At 42.6% G+C, this 15,704-nt stretch carries 22 protein-coding genes, 1 tRNA gene and 1 other annotated feature; of the genes, 21 read left to right on the top strand and 2 right to left on the bottom strand.

Translation table 11 applies throughout. From position 1 onward, the window contains the following. Positions 1–13: 13 nt before the first annotated feature. Positions 14–772 (bottom strand): GH25 family lysozyme, encoded by a 759-nt coding sequence (locus INF20_RS07010; RefSeq protein WP_226385661.1) that lies wholly within the window; start codon positions 770–772, stop codon positions 14–16. Positions 773–825: 53 nt separating this feature from the next. Here INF20_RS07010 and INF20_RS07005 point away from each other — a divergent pair, with 53 nt between their 5' ends. From INF20_RS07005 to rplL, 21 genes are all read left to right on the top strand, one after another. Then, entirely contained in the window at positions 826–1,398 is a 573-nt protein-coding gene (locus tag INF20_RS07005) for a xanthine phosphoribosyltransferase (protein WP_226385660.1), read from the top strand. A gap of 19 nt (positions 1,399–1,417) precedes the next feature. Next, positions 1,418–2,140 (top strand): hypothetical protein, encoded by a 723-nt coding sequence (locus tag INF20_RS07000; protein ID WP_226385659.1) that lies wholly within the window; start codon positions 1,418–1,420, stop codon positions 2,138–2,140. Between the two features lie 25 nt (positions 2,141–2,165). Beyond that, the gene (locus INF20_RS06995; RefSeq protein WP_226385658.1) at positions 2,166–2,957 is read left to right on the top strand and encodes a PHP domain-containing protein; all 792 of its coding nucleotides are present in this window, start codon (positions 2,166–2,168) and stop codon (positions 2,955–2,957) included. Positions 2,958–3,009: 52 nt separating this feature from the next. Then, positions 3,010–3,675: a serine O-acetyltransferase gene (gene cysE, locus INF20_RS06990; protein WP_226385657.1), complete on the top strand. Its 666-nt coding sequence runs from the start codon at positions 3,010–3,012 to the stop codon at positions 3,673–3,675. After that, the gene (gene cysS, locus INF20_RS06985; RefSeq protein ID WP_226385656.1) at positions 3,662–5,065 is read left to right on the top strand and encodes a cysteine--tRNA ligase; all 1,404 of its coding nucleotides are present in this window, start codon (positions 3,662–3,664) and stop codon (positions 5,063–5,065) included. The genes cysE and cysS overlap by 14 nt, the downstream gene beginning before the upstream one ends. Before the next feature lie 5 nt (positions 5,066–5,070). Further along, on the top strand, positions 5,071–5,472 hold the full coding sequence (locus INF20_RS06980; protein ID WP_226385655.1) for a Mini-ribonuclease 3: 402 nt from the start codon (positions 5,071–5,073) through the stop codon (positions 5,470–5,472). After that, a complete protein-coding gene (gene thyA, locus INF20_RS06975; RefSeq protein WP_226385654.1) occupies positions 5,459–6,289 on the top strand; it encodes a thymidylate synthase in 831 nt (276 codons plus the stop codon). The genes INF20_RS06980 and thyA overlap by 14 nt, the downstream gene beginning before the upstream one ends. Before the next feature lie 41 nt (positions 6,290–6,330). Further along, the gene (locus tag INF20_RS06970; protein WP_226385653.1) at positions 6,331–6,819 is read left to right on the top strand and encodes a dihydrofolate reductase; all 489 of its coding nucleotides are present in this window, start codon (positions 6,331–6,333) and stop codon (positions 6,817–6,819) included. A gap of 10 nt (positions 6,820–6,829) precedes the next feature. Next, positions 6,830–7,570 carry a 23S rRNA (guanosine(2251)-2'-O)-methyltransferase RlmB gene (gene rlmB / locus INF20_RS06965; RefSeq protein ID WP_226385652.1) on the top strand — a complete coding sequence of 247 codons (741 nt, stop codon included), beginning with the start codon at positions 6,830–6,832 and terminating at the stop codon, positions 7,568–7,570. Further along, positions 7,560–8,192 carry a sigma-70 family RNA polymerase sigma factor gene (locus tag INF20_RS06960; protein WP_226385651.1) on the top strand — a complete coding sequence of 211 codons (633 nt, stop codon included), beginning with the start codon at positions 7,560–7,562 and terminating at the stop codon, positions 8,190–8,192. The genes rlmB and INF20_RS06960 overlap by 11 nt, the downstream gene beginning before the upstream one ends. Before the next feature lie 53 nt (positions 8,193–8,245). Continuing rightward, positions 8,246–8,322: transfer RNA gene (locus tag INF20_RS06955), tRNA-Thr, on the top strand. 41 nt (positions 8,323–8,363) lie between these two features. Next, a complete protein-coding gene (gene tuf / locus INF20_RS06950) occupies positions 8,364–9,557 on the top strand; it encodes an elongation factor Tu (RefSeq protein ID WP_226385650.1) in 1,194 nt (397 codons plus the stop codon). Between the two features lie 215 nt (positions 9,558–9,772). Then, positions 9,773–10,687 carry an ABC transporter ATP-binding protein gene (locus INF20_RS06945; RefSeq protein ID WP_226385649.1) on the top strand — a complete coding sequence of 305 codons (915 nt, stop codon included), beginning with the start codon at positions 9,773–9,775 and terminating at the stop codon, positions 10,685–10,687. Beyond that, positions 10,684–11,577, top strand: a complete 894-nt coding sequence (locus INF20_RS06940) for an ABC transporter permease (protein WP_226385648.1) — start codon at positions 10,684–10,686, stop codon at positions 11,575–11,577. Before INF20_RS06945 ends, INF20_RS06940 begins: the two co-directional genes overlap by 4 nt. A 195-nt stretch (positions 11,578–11,772) precedes the next feature. Then, positions 11,773–11,922, top strand: coding sequence for a 50S ribosomal protein L33 (gene rpmG, locus INF20_RS06935; protein ID WP_226385647.1), 150 nt, complete (start codon positions 11,773–11,775; stop codon positions 11,920–11,922). 12 nt (positions 11,923–11,934) lie between these two features. Then, on the top strand, positions 11,935–12,192 hold the full coding sequence (gene secE / locus INF20_RS06930; protein ID WP_318959513.1) for a preprotein translocase subunit SecE: 258 nt from the start codon (positions 11,935–11,937) through the stop codon (positions 12,190–12,192). 13 nt (positions 12,193–12,205) lie between these two features. Beyond that, positions 12,206–12,775, top strand: a complete 570-nt coding sequence (nusG, locus tag INF20_RS06925; protein ID WP_226385646.1) for a transcription termination/antitermination protein NusG — start codon at positions 12,206–12,208, stop codon at positions 12,773–12,775. Positions 12,776–12,789: 14 nt separating this feature from the next. Then, complete coding sequence (gene rplK / locus INF20_RS06920; protein ID WP_226385645.1) at positions 12,790–13,215, top strand: 50S ribosomal protein L11; 426 nt, start codon at positions 12,790–12,792, stop codon at positions 13,213–13,215. Between the two features lie 47 nt (positions 13,216–13,262). Further along, positions 13,263–13,958 carry a 50S ribosomal protein L1 gene (gene rplA, locus INF20_RS06915; protein WP_226385644.1) on the top strand — a complete coding sequence of 232 codons (696 nt, stop codon included), beginning with the start codon at positions 13,263–13,265 and terminating at the stop codon, positions 13,956–13,958. A 15-nt stretch (positions 13,959–13,973) separates the two neighbouring features. Next, positions 13,974–14,086 (top strand) — a sequence feature (ribosomal protein L10 leader region). A 50-nt stretch (positions 14,087–14,136) separates the two neighbouring features. Continuing rightward, on the top strand, positions 14,137–14,646 hold the full coding sequence (gene rplJ, locus INF20_RS06910; protein WP_226385643.1) for a 50S ribosomal protein L10: 510 nt from the start codon (positions 14,137–14,139) through the stop codon (positions 14,644–14,646). Between the two features lie 82 nt (positions 14,647–14,728). Continuing rightward, positions 14,729–15,094: a 50S ribosomal protein L7/L12 gene (gene rplL / locus INF20_RS06905; protein WP_226385642.1), complete on the top strand. Its 366-nt coding sequence runs from the start codon at positions 14,729–14,731 to the stop codon at positions 15,092–15,094. Between the two features lie 220 nt (positions 15,095–15,314). Here the strand turns inward: rplL and INF20_RS06900 are convergent. Continuing rightward, positions 15,315–15,704: transposase (locus INF20_RS06900; RefSeq protein WP_226385641.1), on the bottom strand; the 390-nt coding region annotated here is incomplete at its 5' end.

Here is a 15,704-nt window from a genome sequence, read left to right as displayed (position 1 = left end):
CTTTTGTTTTGGTTTAGTACTCCCGTACAAAATCAAGCTTGCTGCCGTTATAGACATTTAAGTCAAGATGAGGCAGATATCCAGAGTAGCCTTCCAGTTTTCCTTCAAAGGAATACTGTAAAAATTTCCAGTCGCTGCCGTCAGGCAGGGTTTCCGGAAATGACAGGTCGGCTAACCAAATGTCGTTATCGTAATTGCCTTTTACATACTCCTCATAGAGGGCGGATGTGGTGTAGATAATCGGCTTCTTGTCGTAATGGTCTTCAAGCATTTGAAGCATAGGCTGGATAATTGAGTCCACGGTTTCCTGGGATGGATGATTGCTTATAAAATCACCGTAAAGCTCCAGGTCGATTACCGGCGGAAGAGAGCTGCTTTCTTTAGGAACATTGGAAATGAAGTTTTCCGCCTGAGTTTCGCCGCTGCTTTCGAAGCTCATAAAGTGATATGCGCCTACTTTAAGATGAGTATCCGTTGCACCTTCCCAGTTATACTCGAAGTTTTTATCTACATGGCTGCTACCTTCGGTGGCTTTGATAAAGACAAAGGCTATATTCTGATCTGCTAGGGTAGGCCAGTCGATATCTCCTTGATAATGGGAAACATCGATGCCGCGAACAGGATAATCGATATCGTCATCGGGAGCATCCGGAACGGAAAAATATTCTGCAACAAAAACTATAGCCTTTATAATGAGCAGAAGGGCAATTACAAGACAAGCGAGTATTAAATATTTTCTTATTTTTAAATTTCTTTTTTTAGTATTTTTCATGGCATTATGATAACATATAACGATACAAAAGTAATCCGGAGGATAAAAAACACATGGAAAGTTTAAAAAACAAACTGACCGAGGAAGGCAGAGCCATCGGCAGCGCTATCCTTAAGGTCAGCGACTTTTTAAACCATCAGATAGATGTACAGCTGATGAAGGAAATCGGCAGAGAGCTTGCCGACAGATTTAAAGGAGAAAAAATAGATAAGGTACTTACGGCAGAGTCTGGAGGCATAGCGGTAGCCTTAGCAACGGCGGAGGCTATAGTCTGTAGCAAGGCACTGTTTGCTAAAAAGACAGTGCCTAATACGATGACCGGAGAGCGTTACAGTGCAGAAGCTAGATCCTTTACAAAGGGAACAGTGTCAAATTTATGCGTTGATAAGGAACTGCTTAAAGAGGGAGAAAGAATCCTCATCGTGGATGACTTCCTGGCCCATGGACAGGCTGCCTTGGCATTAGCCGACATAGCGGCTCAGGCAGGCTGCCAAGTAGTCGGCGTGGGAGCGGTAATAGAGAAGGCTTATCAGGGTGGAGCAGAGCGGCTGAGAGAAAAAGGCTTTAGAGTTGAGTCTCTGTCCCGGATAAAGTCTATCGACGACGGTAATGTGATATTCGGGTAATCGACAAAGGAAAGAATGAATGAAAAACATTAGCAAAAGATCCAGAAGAAATCCATGGAGAAACACCAGAAACGATTTCAAAATGCCATGGCAGAACATATGGGCAACGCTACTGACGGTACTACTTCCCTTCGGTATATTGTTTCTGGCATCAAATATAGTGCTAAGAAGTAGCGCCTTTTATACATTTTATGTTTCAAGGAGCGGAGTGACCAGAGAACTGCCATATAGCATAGAAAACAGTGATGTGGCAGGAGCGTTTCACGATTTTATGATGCATGGCAAAAGAACTTTCTCCCTTACAGAAAACAGAGATTATAAGCCTCAACAGGTTTTCGGCGAAAAAGCGGCGGATGTTATGGGGGATTTCAGACTGATAGCAGATATCAGTCTTGTAACCGGCATAGTTATTCTGATTGCTTGCATAGGTATTGGAATATGGCTTTATCGCAAGGGAAGCAATAAACTTTTGTATAGCCATTACCTTACTGTTTGGCCGGAGCTGGTGATACTGCTGGTGCTGATATCTGTGCCAGTGTTTGTGACTCCAATCAGAGAAGCTCTGATGTACGGCATATACGGAAAGGACTTTCCGCCGGGAGACAGCCTTTTACAAATCTTTGAAAATGGATTTTGGACATATTTTGGTGTAGCTCAGATATTGGCATCGATAGTGCTGATGCTGGCAATACTGTATATCATGAAGAAGTTTGTAACAGCTCACAAAATGTTTAAGTTTTAGATAATACAGCTAAAAGGAGGATGTAATGCTGCAGTTGATGACAGATATAAATAAGTGCGATATGCACATTCATACTTGTTTCAGCGACGGCGAGGATTCTCCTGAAGAAGCGATAATGTGGGCAAGGAATTGCGGCATGGAATGTGTTGCGATAACAGATCACGATGATGTACGAGGTTTAAAAAGAGCTGAAGCGCAAGCTGAAAAGCTAGGTATGATATTTCACAGCGGAATAGAGCTGTCCACAGATTTTAAAGGAATCAAGCTTCACATCTTAGGTTATGACATAGACACGAAAGATGAAGCATTGAAGAAGGCATGCGCTGTTGCCGCTGCAAGGCGGGTGAACAGAAACAAGAAACTGGTGGAGGTTTTAAATAAAACCTACGGCCTCACATGGGAAGAGGTTAAGGCGGAAACCACATCAGAATATGTGGGAAGACCTCATATGGCAAAAGCCCTTGTAAAAAAAGGCTTAGCAGATGATGTAAGAGATGCCTTTAAAAAAATATTTTCGAAACCGGAAATAGCTTCCGTCAAAAAGGAAAACATGAGCGCTGAGGAAGCGATAAATATAATCAAGGGTGCAGGAGGCACACCGGTGTTAGCGCATCCAGGCAAAATAAGAAAAATCGGAGAAAAGGGAAGCGAAGAGTTTTTCGAAAATGTTGAAAAGATAATTCTGGAACTTTCACAAATGGGTCTTGAAGGCCTTGAATGCATTCATAAAGATCATTCGGAGCAAGAGGCAGATAGCTTTATGAAGATGGCTCAAAAACTTAATCTGCTCATCACAAGAGGCTCGGACCATCATTGAAAAGAAACCTATCATAAGTTATAATATTTAATTAGACATAAAGGAGAAAATAATGTCTTTTTTCGGAAGAATAAGAGAAGATATAAGGACGGTAGTGGAAAAGGATCCGGCGGCAAGAAACGGACTGGAGGTGCTAATCTGCTACCCGGGGATTTGGGCACAGATACTTCACAGACCAGCTCACTTCCTCTACAACCATAATTTGAAGCTGCTGGCAAGAATAATTTCGCAGCTGGCGAGGTTTTTTACAGGTATTGAAATACACCCGGGAGCCAAAATCGGCAGAAGGCTTTTCATCGACCACGGCATGGGTATCGTAATAGGAGAAACAACTGAAATCGGCGATGACTGCATGCTCTATCAGGGAGTTACCCTGGGAGGTACCGGTAAGGATGCCGGCAAAAGACATCCGACCCTGGGAAACAGAGTTATGGTAAGCTCTGGGGCAAAGGTTTTAGGACCTTTCACTGTAGGAGATGACGCCAAGATAGGCTCAGGAGCAGTAGTGCTCAAAGAGGTGCCTGCCGGATGCACGGTGGTAGGAGTACCTGGAAGAATTGTAAAGGGGCCGCGTCCTATAACTGAAGAAATGGATCAGGTGCATTTGCCGGACCCTGTTACAAGAGAAATGGAACAGCTTAAAAAACGTATAGCCAAACTTGAAAAGATGCTTAATAAGTATGAGGAAAGGAACGGAGAAGAATATGAAAGTATATAACTCGCTCACAAGACAGAAGGAAGAATTTATACCTAACAATCCCGATGAAGTAAAGGTGTATGTATGTGGACCTACAGTGTACAACTTCTTTCATCTAGGTAACGCAAGACCATTTGTTGTATTTGACACTTTAAGAAGATACCTTAAATACATAGGATATAATGTTAACTTCGTACAGAACTTTACAGATGTTGATGACAAAATTATCAACAGAGCAAAGGAAGAAGGCATTTCAGCACCGGAAGTCAGCGAAAAGTATATAAAAGAATACTTTGATGATGCAAAGGCGCTTAATATTGTCCCAGCTGATACTCATCCTAGAGTTTCCGAAAACATCCAGCAGATTATAGAATTTGTAGAAACTCTTATTGAAAAGGGATATGCCTATGAAGTTGATGGAGATGTTTACTACAGCACAAGAAAATTCAAAGACTATGGTAAACTTTCTAAACAGAACATAGAAGAATTAGAAGCAGGCGCAAGAATTGCCGTTGAAGAAAAGAAAAAGGATCCTTTAGACTTTGCCCTTTGGAAGGCAAGAAAAGAAGAAAGCGAAATCGCTTGGGAATCTCCATGGGGAATGGGTCGTCCAGGCTGGCACATCGAATGCTCTGCCATGTCCAGAAGATATCTGGGACCTACTCTTGATATCCATGCAGGCGGACAGGATCTTCAGTTCCCTCATCATGAAAATGAGATAGCCCAGTCTGAGGCATGCAACGGAGTACCCTTTGCCAAGTATTGGATGCACAACGCTTACATCACAATAGATAAGGAAAAGATGTCAAAATCTCTTGGTAATTTCTTTACTGTAAGAGAGATTAGAGAAAAGTATAAAGGCGAAGTAATAAGATATTTCCTGCTTTCAGGTCATTACAGAAGCCCTATCGACTTTAACGACAACCTTATGGAAATGTCCAAGGCTTCCCTGGCAAGATTTGAAAATGCCAGAAAGAATCTGGAATTCCTTATCGAAAAGGGCGAAGGCCAGATGACAGATGATGAAAAGAAGGTATTTGAAAGCTATGACAGCTACAGAGCGAAATTCAAGGAAGCCATGGATGACGATCTGAATACCGCCGATGCGATTTCCGCAATCTTTGAGCTGGTTACTGCAATCAATCAGGCTGTAAAGGATGGCGCAAGCAAGGAATTTGCACAGAAGTCTCTGGATACACTTCTTGAACTTACTCATGTACTGGGACTTCTTGAAGCTGAAGAAGATGCCGATGTTGATGATGAAATCAAAAAGCTGGTAGATGAAAGAGAAGCTGCCAGAGCGGCTAAAGACTTTGCAAAGGCAGACCAGATAAGAGATGAACTTAAAGCAAAGGGCATTACTCTTAAGGATACACCGCAGGGAGTTCAGATTATTAAAGAAGAAGTATAGGATATATGAGTTCATTAAATTCTGAAGATATAAAAATGATGAACACGGCGTCTCTCGCCTATATGGGGGACGCCGTATATGAGATTTATGTTAGAAAACGCGTGATTGAAAGCGGCCGTGTGGCACCTTCCAAGCTGCATCGCATGAGCACAGGCTATGTTAAGGCTGAAGCTCAGGCAAAAGCCATAAGAGCGATGGAGGATATGCTAAGTGAGGAAGAAAGCTCCGTTGTAAAGAGGGGCAGAAATCACAGAGTCACTTCCAAAGCAAAGAACGCGGATATTGTCACATACAGATGGGCGACGGCCTTTGAAGCGCTCATCGGATATCTTTACCTTCTGGACCGCAAGGAAAGGATGGAAGAGATAATCTTTAAGGCCATGGAGGTAATCGATGAGCAAGGCTGATAAATTGTTTGTAAACATGTGTAAAGACATTCTGGAAAACGGATATTCTTCAGAGGGACAGACAGTCAGAGCTGTCTGGGAAGATGGTACTCCTGCCCACACCATAAAGAAATTTGGTGTAGTTAACAGATATGATTTGCAGGAAGAATTCCCGGCACTGACTCTGAGACCTACCGCAATTAAATCCGCAGTGGATGAGCTTTTGTGGATATGGCAGAAAAAGTCCAATGACATCCATGAACTTAACTCCAAGATATGGGACGAGTGGGCTGATGAGCAGGGATCCATCGGAAAGGCATACGGATATCAAATGGGTATCAAGTACAAGTTCCCTCACGGAGAAATGGACCAGGTGGACAATGTAATCTGGCAGCTTAAAAATACTCCGTATTCAAGAAGAATTCTTACCAATATATATAAGTTTGACGATCTCATGGAAATGGGACTTGAACCATGTGCATATAGCGTGACGTTTAATGTTACGGGCAACAAGCTGAACGCAATCTTAAATCAGCGTTCCCAGGATATACTGGCGGCAAATAACTGGAATGTAGTTCAGTACAGTGTTCTGGTGCATATGCTGGCTCAGGTTACGGGACTTGTTCCTGGTGAGCTTGTACATGTTATCGCCGATGCACATATTTATGACAGACATGTGCCTATAATAAAGGAACTGATTGAAAGGCCTCAGTATGACGCTCCTACATTTAGCCTTAATCCTGATATAAAGGACTTTTACGATTTTACAACAGACGATCTCATAATCGGGGAATACAAGAAAAACCCTCAGATAACAAATATTCCGATTGCAATATAAAGCTGCAGTCGGCTGTAAAGGATAGGAAAAAGAGGAATTTTATGAACTGTATAGTTGTCGCTGACATGAACTGGGCGATAGGAAAAGATAATGGTCTTCTGGCACATTTGCCGGGAGACCTGAAGTATTATAAAGAAAAAACTCTCGGCAAGGTGATAGTTATAGGTCGAAAAACACTAGAGTCATTTCCGGGAGGCAAACCGCTTCCAGGAAGAACAAACCTTGTGCTGACGGGAAATCCGGATTATAAGAACGAAAACTGCATTGTGTGCTGCGGCATGGATACCCTTGAAAAGGCTATGGCCCAGTATGACGATGAGGATATATTCGTTTCCGGAGGGGCGATGATATATGATATGATGCTGGACAGATGCGATAAGGTGTTTGTTACAAAGATATTTTCGACCTTTGAAGCGGACAGATATTTCAGGAATATGGACGAAGATGAAAATTTTGTTCTGACCTGGGAAAGCGATGTTATGGAAGAAAACGGTCTGTCCTATAAGTTTACACTGTATGAGAGGAAATAAAAGCGGATAAATGGAAGATAAAAAAGATATTCTTGTGGGCAGAAATGCCGTGGCAGAGGCCGTTAAAAGCGGCAGAGAAATAGATAAGATAACCGTTGCCAACGGAAGCGATGGTTCTGTAAAAAAGACTGTGGCTATGGCAAAGGATAGAGGCATACCTGTTTATTTTGCTGATAGACAGGCTTTGGATAGAATGGCGCCGGGAGAAAAGCATCAGGGCATTATAGCGCAAGTGTCAGGATTTTCCTACAGCAGCATCGATGAAATTCTTGATGTTGCGGAAAACCGTGGAGAAGAACCCTTCGTTATAATACTGGATGGCATTGAGGATCCGCATAATCTGGGAGCTGTTATGAGAACGGCAGAATGCGTGGGCGCTCACGGTATAATCATTCCTAAGAGAAGAGCAGCATCAGTAACCGAAACTGCTGCAAAATCAGCTGCCGGAGCAGCAGAATATATGAAAGTTGCAAAGGTAACGAACATAAGCAGAGCTATAGATGAGCTTAAGGAAAGAGGCCTTTGGATAGCTGCTTGTGATATGGACGGGGACACCTATTGGCAAAGCAATCTTAAAGGTCCGATTGCCATCGTCATAGGCAACGAAGGCGCCGGCATAAGCAAGCTGGTAAAGGAGAAGTGTGATTTTACAGTATCCATGCCTATGAAAGGTAAAATTACATCCCTTAATGCGTCCAATGCGGCGGCAGTAATAATGTATGAAGTGAGAAGGCAGAGAGATGGCATCTGAAAATGATATGATTCGCTGTCGTAGGATGACAGATGAGGAACTGGCGATAGCAGCCAAGGGCGGAGATGCAGAGGCGGAGGAGTTTCTCATAAGAAAATACAAGGGAGAAATTAACAAGGTGGCGGGCATGTATTCTATAGCCGGAGCTGACAGAGATGATTCGGTCCAGGAAGCTATGATTGCTCTTTTTCGTGCCATCAGAAGCTTTGATGTCGATGGGGGAGCATCTTTCAGAACCTATGCTAGAGTGTGCATGGGAAGAAGACTTGTTTCCGCAGCACAGGCGGCAAGTAGGAAAAAGCATGCTCCGTTAAACGATTCTGTTTCTTTGGCGGATCCGATTACCCGTGAGGACGGTAACAGCGACGGACTTACTTTTTTGGATGTAATCGCAGCCAGAACAGATGATCCCTATACCAAAGCCATGGTAAACGATGTGTTTGAATATATAAATGCCAGAGGCAATGGGGTATTCAGTCCGATGGAAGCGGCGGTTTGGAATGGCAGAATGAACGGCAGATCTTATGATGAAATTGCAGCGGAGCTGGGCAAGGATAGTAAGGCTGTTTACAATGCCATGGAAAGGACTAAAAAGAAGATACTCAAATACCTTGATGTATAGGGTATGAATGTTGACATTTCAATACCCATATAGTAATATAAGACTGTTAACGCGCTGCTGTAGCTCAGTCGGTAGAGCACTTCCTTGGTAAGGAAGAGGTTCGGCAGTTCAATCCTGCTCAGCAGCTCCAATTTAATAAAAAGGTGGATTCTTTAAGGAGGAAAAACAAAGATGGCAAAGCAGAAATTTGAAAGAACAAAACCGCATATTAATATCGGAACAATCGGTCACGTAGACCATGGTAAGACAACTCTGACAGCAGCAATCACAACAACACTGCAGCAGAGATACGGTCTTGGAGAAAAGGTAGCATTCGACCAGATCGATAAGGCACCAGAAGAAAGAGAAAGAGGTATCACAATCGCTACAGCGCACGTAGAATACGAAACACCAAACAGACACTACGCGCACGTAGACTGCCCGGGCCACGCTGACTATGTAAAGAACATGATTACAGGAGCAGCACAGATGGACGGAGCAATCCTGGTAGTAGCAGCAACAGATGGTCCAATGCCACAGACAAGAGAGCACATTCTTCTTTCAAGACAGGTAGGCGTACCATACATCGTAGTATTCTTAAACAAGTGCGATATGGTAGACGACGAAGAACTTCTTGAACTGGTAGAAATGGAAGTAAGAGAACTTCTTAACGAATATGAATTCCCAGGAGATGATACACCAATCATCAGAGGATCCGCTCTTAAGGCACTGGAAGATCCAGCAAGCGAATGGGGAGATAAGATTGTAGAACTGTTCGAAGCAATCGATAGCTACATCCCAGAACCAGAAAGAGATAACGACAAGCCATTCCTGATGCCAGTAGAAGACGTATTCTCCATCACAGGAAGAGGTACAGTAGCAACAGGAAGAGTAGAAAGAGGCGTGCTGCACGTAGGAGAAGAAGTAGAACTTATCGGACTTACAGATGAAAAGAGAAAGATCACTGTAACAGGAATCGAAATGTTCAGAAAGCTTCTTGACGAAGCACAGACAGGAGATAACATCGGAGCACTTCTTAGAGGTGTACAGAGAGATGAAATCAAGAGAGGACAGGTACTTGCCGCTCCAGGAACAATTCATCCACATACAAAGTTTAAGGGCGAAGTATACGTACTGAAGAAGGAAGAAGGCGGAAGACACACACCATTCTTCAACGGATACAGACCACAGTTCTACTTCAGAACAACAGACGTAACAGGGGATCTGAAGCTTCCAGAAGGAACAGAAATGTGCATGCCTGGAGACAACATCACAATGGAAATCGACCTGATCACAGAGATAGCCATTGAAGAAGGACTGAGATTCGCCATCAGAGAAGGCGGAAGAACAGTAGGTTCCGGCGTTGTAACTGAAATTATTGAATAAAACATTCTACTCCGCGAAGAATGAGCGGCTAAGTAGAATTTTCGCGAGGGATGCCCGCAAGCGAAGCGAGCGGCAAGCAGCCCGAACGTGGGAATCAATTTCAAAAGCAAACACAAGAGACCACAAGCAAGTGGTCTCTTTTATGTATTCACCATGTAATTATTATGGTATTATAAAAAAGGAGATGATATGGGGAGTAAGAAAGGAAAACCTATATGGAAACTGTGATAAATATCGAAAATCTTGGTAAATCTTTTGGGGATATTCATGCGGTGGACAACTTGTCACTTCAGGTGCGCAGAGGAGAGTTGTTTGCTTTCCTTGGAGTTAATGGTGCGGGTAAATCCACGACAATTTCCATAATATGCGGACAGCAGAAAAAAGACGGCGGCAGTGTAAGTGTATGCGGATACGATACGGAAAAGGATATGGAAATTATTGCCGGGAAAATAGGAGTCGTATTTCAGAATTCAGTGCTTGATATGGCATTATCGGTCAGGGACAATCTTAAAAGCAGAGCGGCTTTGTACGGCATAAAAGGCAGAGATTTTGAAAACAGGCTGGAACAGATAAGTCATATACTTTCCATAGATGATCTGCTCAAACGTACCGTCGGCAGATTGTCAGGAGGTCAGAGGCGGAGAATTGATATCGCAAGAGCGCTTCTTCATAAACCGGAAATTCTCATACTTGATGAGCCGACAACAGGGCTTGATCCTCATACGCGAAAATTAATTTGGAACGTTATTCATGAACTGCGAAAAAAAGAAAACATGACAGTATTTTTAACAACTCACTATATGGAGGAAACCGCCGATGCTGACTATGTCGTAATAATTGACGGAGGTAAAATTGCAGCAGAAGGTTCGCCGCTGGAGCTTAAGAACAGTTTTACAGGAGATTACATTACGATTTATGGGATATCCGAGCAGCAGGTTCGACTTATGGGAAAATCATTTGAAAAGATAAGAGACGGTGTGCGAATATCTGTAAAGGATACTTCCGAGGCAACAGGACTCATAATGAACCATCCTGAACTCTTTAAGGATTATGAGATTACAAAAGGAAAGATGGATGACGTTTTTCTTGCTGTAACCGGTAAACGCCTCGAAGGAGGTGATGCAAGATGATAGGATTTGGTAATCTCATAAGAAGAAATGTGAAATTGTTCTTTAAAGATAAAGGCTTATTTTTTACATCTTTAATAACGCCTATAATCCTTCTGGTATTGTATGTTACCTTCCTTGCAAAGAGCTTTAGAGAAGGATTTTTGTCTGGAGGCTTAGATGTCTATCCGATAAAAGAGGGATTGATTGATGCAGTGGTAGGAGGCCAGCTGTTTTCATCGCTATTATCTGTGTCGGCGATAACAGTGGCATTCTGCGCAAATATGCTGATGGTGCAGGATAAGGTGACAGGAGCAAGAAATGACCTGGCCGTAACACCGGTAAAGAGCCACACTCTGACATTGAGCTATTATGTTGCTACAGTTATTTCAACGCTGCTGATTTGTCTAGTGACTACAATAATATGCTTTATATATATGAAAAATATCGGCTGGTACATGTCTGCCGAAGATGTGGCGTGCATTTTTGCAGATGTGTTCCTGCTTACAATGTTTGGAACGGCTTTGTCTTCCGTGGTGAATCTATTTCTTTCATCACAAGGACAGATGCAGGCAGTAGGCACAATAGTCAGCGCCGGTTATGGCTTTATCTGCGGTGCATATATGCCTATAGCATCTTTTGGAGAAGGATTGCAAAAAGTGCTTATGTTCCTGCCTGGAACCTATGGAACGGGACTGCTGCGCAACCATGCAATAGGCGGAGCTATTGAAGAAATGGAAGCACAGGGAATGCCTGAAGAAGTCACCGGCGCTGTAATGGATTCTCTGGACTGTAATCTGTACTTCGGTGAAGAAAAAATCAGCGAGAGCACTATGTACATCGTTCTGATTCTGTCTGTGGTGATCCTGCTATCGGTATATGTGCTGCTTGGCCGAATGAGAAAGAAACATTGAGGCGATAACAAATACAAAATCTGCATATTGTACCTGTGCATATACCTGTTAGATTGATTTTTTAAATAAAAAATAAAACGGCATATGTATTGACTTTTACATACTTGACTAGTATACTTAATGAGCGACTTTATGAGAAATAACAGCAGAGCTTTGCAAAAAGCTCTAGTTTTAAGTTGATGGAGGATAAAGAAAATGAGAGTTAAAGCAATACTCGCATGCACAGAATGCAAAAACAGAAATTATCACACAATGAAGAACAAGAAGAACAATCCGGATCGTATTGAAATGAACAAATACTGTCCTACTTGCAAGAAGCACACACTTCACAGAGAGACAAAATAAGAGGGTGACTTTATGGCAAAACAGACTGATGTACGCAGACGTGCACAGCAGATGGCTGGAAGCAAGAAGAATAAAGAAAAGAAAGGCATCAGAGAATACTTCAAGGGCGTAAGACTTGAAATGAAAAAAGTAGTTTGGCCTACTAAAAAGGAACTTGGAGCCTATACGGTTACAGTTCTGACTACATGCGTTGTATTCGCTGTTGCGTTCTGGCTTATCGATACAGGATTTTTGGCCGCACTCAAAGGACTGCTGGGCATAAACATGTAAAGAAGGGTAGAAAATGTCAGAAAGAAAAAATATCACTCCTATAGAAGGAGAAGGACTTCGTGGAGACGGAACTCCTAAATGGTATGTGGTTCATACCTATTCCGGACATGAGAACAAGGTTAAGATTAATATAGAAAAGCTCGTGGAAAACAGGGGCATGCAGGATCTTATCCAGGCCGTAGTAGTACCGACTGAAGATAAAGCGGAACCAAAGGACGGCAAGATGGTTATCAAAACCAGAAAAATGTTCCCGGGTTATGTTATTGTGAAAATGATTATAACCAACGAGTCCTGGTATCTTGTAAGAAACACTCAGGGCGTGACCGGTTTTGTAGGTCATGGCTCAAATCCTATACCTCTTTCCGTGGAAGAAGTAAGAAGGATGGGTATAGAAAAGATACACGTTGACCTGGATCTTTCCGTAGGTGACAGCATTAAAGTCATCAACGGTCCTTTTGAAGGATTTATGGGAGAAGTTGAAGAGGTCAACGAAGATAAATCGACAGTCAAAGCGAAGATATCCATGTTCGGCCGTGAAACTCCGGTAGAACTGGAATTCGCACAGATTGATAAAATTAAATAGAAAGGAGAGGACCAATGGCTAAGAAAGTTGAAGGCTACATTAAACTGCAGATTCCTGCTGGCGGCGCAACTCCTGCACCTCCTGTCGGACCGGCATTAGGTCAGAAGGGCGTAAACATCATGGATTTTTGTAAGCAGTTCAACGCAAAGACACAGGATCAGCAGGGTATGATTATTCCTGTAGTAATTACTGTATATGCCGACAGATCTTTCACATTTATCTGTAAGACACCACCGGCAGCAGTACTTCTCAAGAAGGCAGCAAACATCCAGTCAGGTTCCGGTGAACCTAACAAGACTAAGGTTGCTACTGTAAAGAGAGCACAGGTTCAGGAAATTGCTGAACTTAAGATGCCGGATCTGAATGCCGGAAGCGTTGAAGCCGCTATGGAAATGATTTGCGGAACAGCAAGAAGTATGGGAATTGTAGTTGAAGATTAATCGGTGGGAGATGAAAAATCGCAAGCACCACTAAGGAGGTAAAAGATATGCCTAAAAGAGGTAAGAACTACAGAGCTGCAGCCGAAAATATCGACAAGACAACTCTGTACGATGCAGACAAAGCTTTAGAGCTTGTTGTAGAAAATTCAAAAGCAAAATTTGACGAATCCGTTGAAGTACATCTTAAGCTGGGTGTAGACGGAAGACACGCGGATCAGCAGGTTAGAGGAGCCATCGTACTTCCTAACGGTACTGGTAAGACTAACAGAGTTCTGGTATTCGCTAAAGGACCTAAGGCCAGCGAAGCAGAAGCTGCAGGAGCTGATTACGTAGGAGCTGAAGAGCTTGCTCAGAAGATTCAGAGCGAAAACTGGTTTGACTTTGACGTAGTTGTTGCAACACCTGACATGATGGGCGTTGTAGGTAGACTTGGTAAAATCCTCGGTCCTAAGGGCCTGATGCCAAACCCTAAGTCCGGCACAGTTACAATGGATCTTGAAAAGGCGCTGACAGAAATCAAAGCCGGTAAAGTTGAGTACAGACTTGACAAGGCAAACATTATCCATGTTGCTATCGGTAAGGTATCCTTTGGCGCAGAAAAGCTCAACGAAAACTTTAACGCACTGATCGATGCGGTTATCAAGGCAAAACCTGCTGCCGCAAAGGGACAGTATCTTAGAACTGTAACAGTTGCGTCCACAATGGGTCCTGGAGTAAAGGTAAACCCTGCAAAGCTGGGCTAAGCCGGGACTAAAAAACTGAATTACGAAAACTAACCGTAGACAGCGGGTGCGAAAGCTTAATTTCCCGCCGAGGTACAATATAAAATATTGATCTCGCTGTCTATGACGCGGGATCTTTTTATGGAGTACCCCATAAAAAAGACCGTGTATCACGGTCGGAAAGGAGAACAGACAACAGATGAGCGAAATTAAAAAGGCACAGCAGGCTAAACAGGTTATCATCGACGAAATCAAAGAAAAGCTGTCCAGAGCAAAGTCCGCTGTAGTTATCGACTACATGGGAATTACTGTGGAACAGGCTGACGCCATGAGAAAAAACCTTCGTGAAGCCGATGTTGACTACACTGTTTATAAAAACACTCTCATGAAGAGAGCAATCGAAGGTACAGAATTCGAAGCTCTTGGAGAAGTACTGGAAGGACCAAGCGCATTTGCACTGTCTTATGACGATGTAACTGCTCCTGCAAGAGTACTGAGCAAGGCTATGAAGGACTTCGAAAAGATGTCATTTAAGGCCGCAGTAGTAGAAGGTTCATTCTACGATGCTGCAGGCGTTGAAGCACTGGCAAAGATTCCTGGAAGGGAAGAACTCATTGCCAAGTTTATGGGAAGCATCCAGTCTCCTGTATCAAAGGCTGTCAGAACATTTGCAGCAATCAGAGACGACAAGGCTGCCCAGGAAGCGTAAAAATAAAATGCGCATAGCATAGTAATTAAAAGCCGCGCAGAAATGCGCAATATAAAATCAATTAAGAAAAGGAGAAAATAAAATGAACAAAGATCAGATCATTGAAGCGATAAAAAATATGACAGTTCTCGAACTCAACGAACTGGTAGAAGCATGTGAAGAAGAATTCGGCGTATCCGCAGCAGCACCTGTAGCTGTAGCAGCAGCAGGCGGCGAAGCAGCAGGCGGAGCTGAACAGTCTGAATTTGACGTTGTACTGAAGGAAGCAGGCGGCGAAAAGATCAAGGTTATTAAGGTTGTTAGAGAAATCACTGGTCTCGGCCTGAAGGAAGCTAAGGAAATGGTAGACGGAGCTCCTTCTACACTTAAGGAAGGCGTTGAAAAGGCTGAAGCAGAAGCACTCAAGGCTCAGCTGGAAGAAGTTGGCGCAGTTGTAGAACTGAAATAAGTCAATTAAGCCGAAATATACAATTTGAAATTAAAGAAGGTCAATCTGACGGAACTAATCGTCGGATGACCTTCTTTTTATTGGCTCTTTAACTTTTTTAGTGGTTGAGCGCTAAGTTGTGGTTTGAAATAATGAATATAGGAGGACCTAAAATGTGAATACATATTCATACAGGTCCTCTTTTTATGCGAAACAACTATTTGTGATATAACTAACTAATTTATGCTTTAATAGTAGAAGAATCGTTTAAGGAGTAAAGTACTCGCTTTCTAAATCGTTCAAAATTACCATAACCAGTAGAAGAATATTTGATAAGTTTAATTCGAGAATTTATAGATTCTATAGGTCCGTTTGAAATTCTTCTTTTACCAATAGTATCAAAGCTGTTGATAATTTCTTGTCGCCAGCCTTTGAGAGCTTTTTTAACAGGATTAAATTCTTTGATATTAAATATTGTTAGATCTTCAATATATCTATCCAATTTGTCCTCGATATTCTCTAATGTGCTTTTCGAATTTATACGCTCATAATCGTATTTCAATGTGTAAGCGAGTTCTAATTCAGAATCCAACGAGAGAATAGTATTTAATATATCTAATGCAGGTACATT

This window comes from Gallibacter intestinalis (assembly GCF_014982745.1).
Lineage (GTDB): Bacteria > Bacillota > Clostridia > Peptostreptococcales > Anaerovoracaceae > Gallibacter > Gallibacter intestinalis.
The sequence above is the reverse complement of the archived record's forward strand: the minus strand, read 5'-3'. Positions and strand labels throughout refer to the sequence as shown.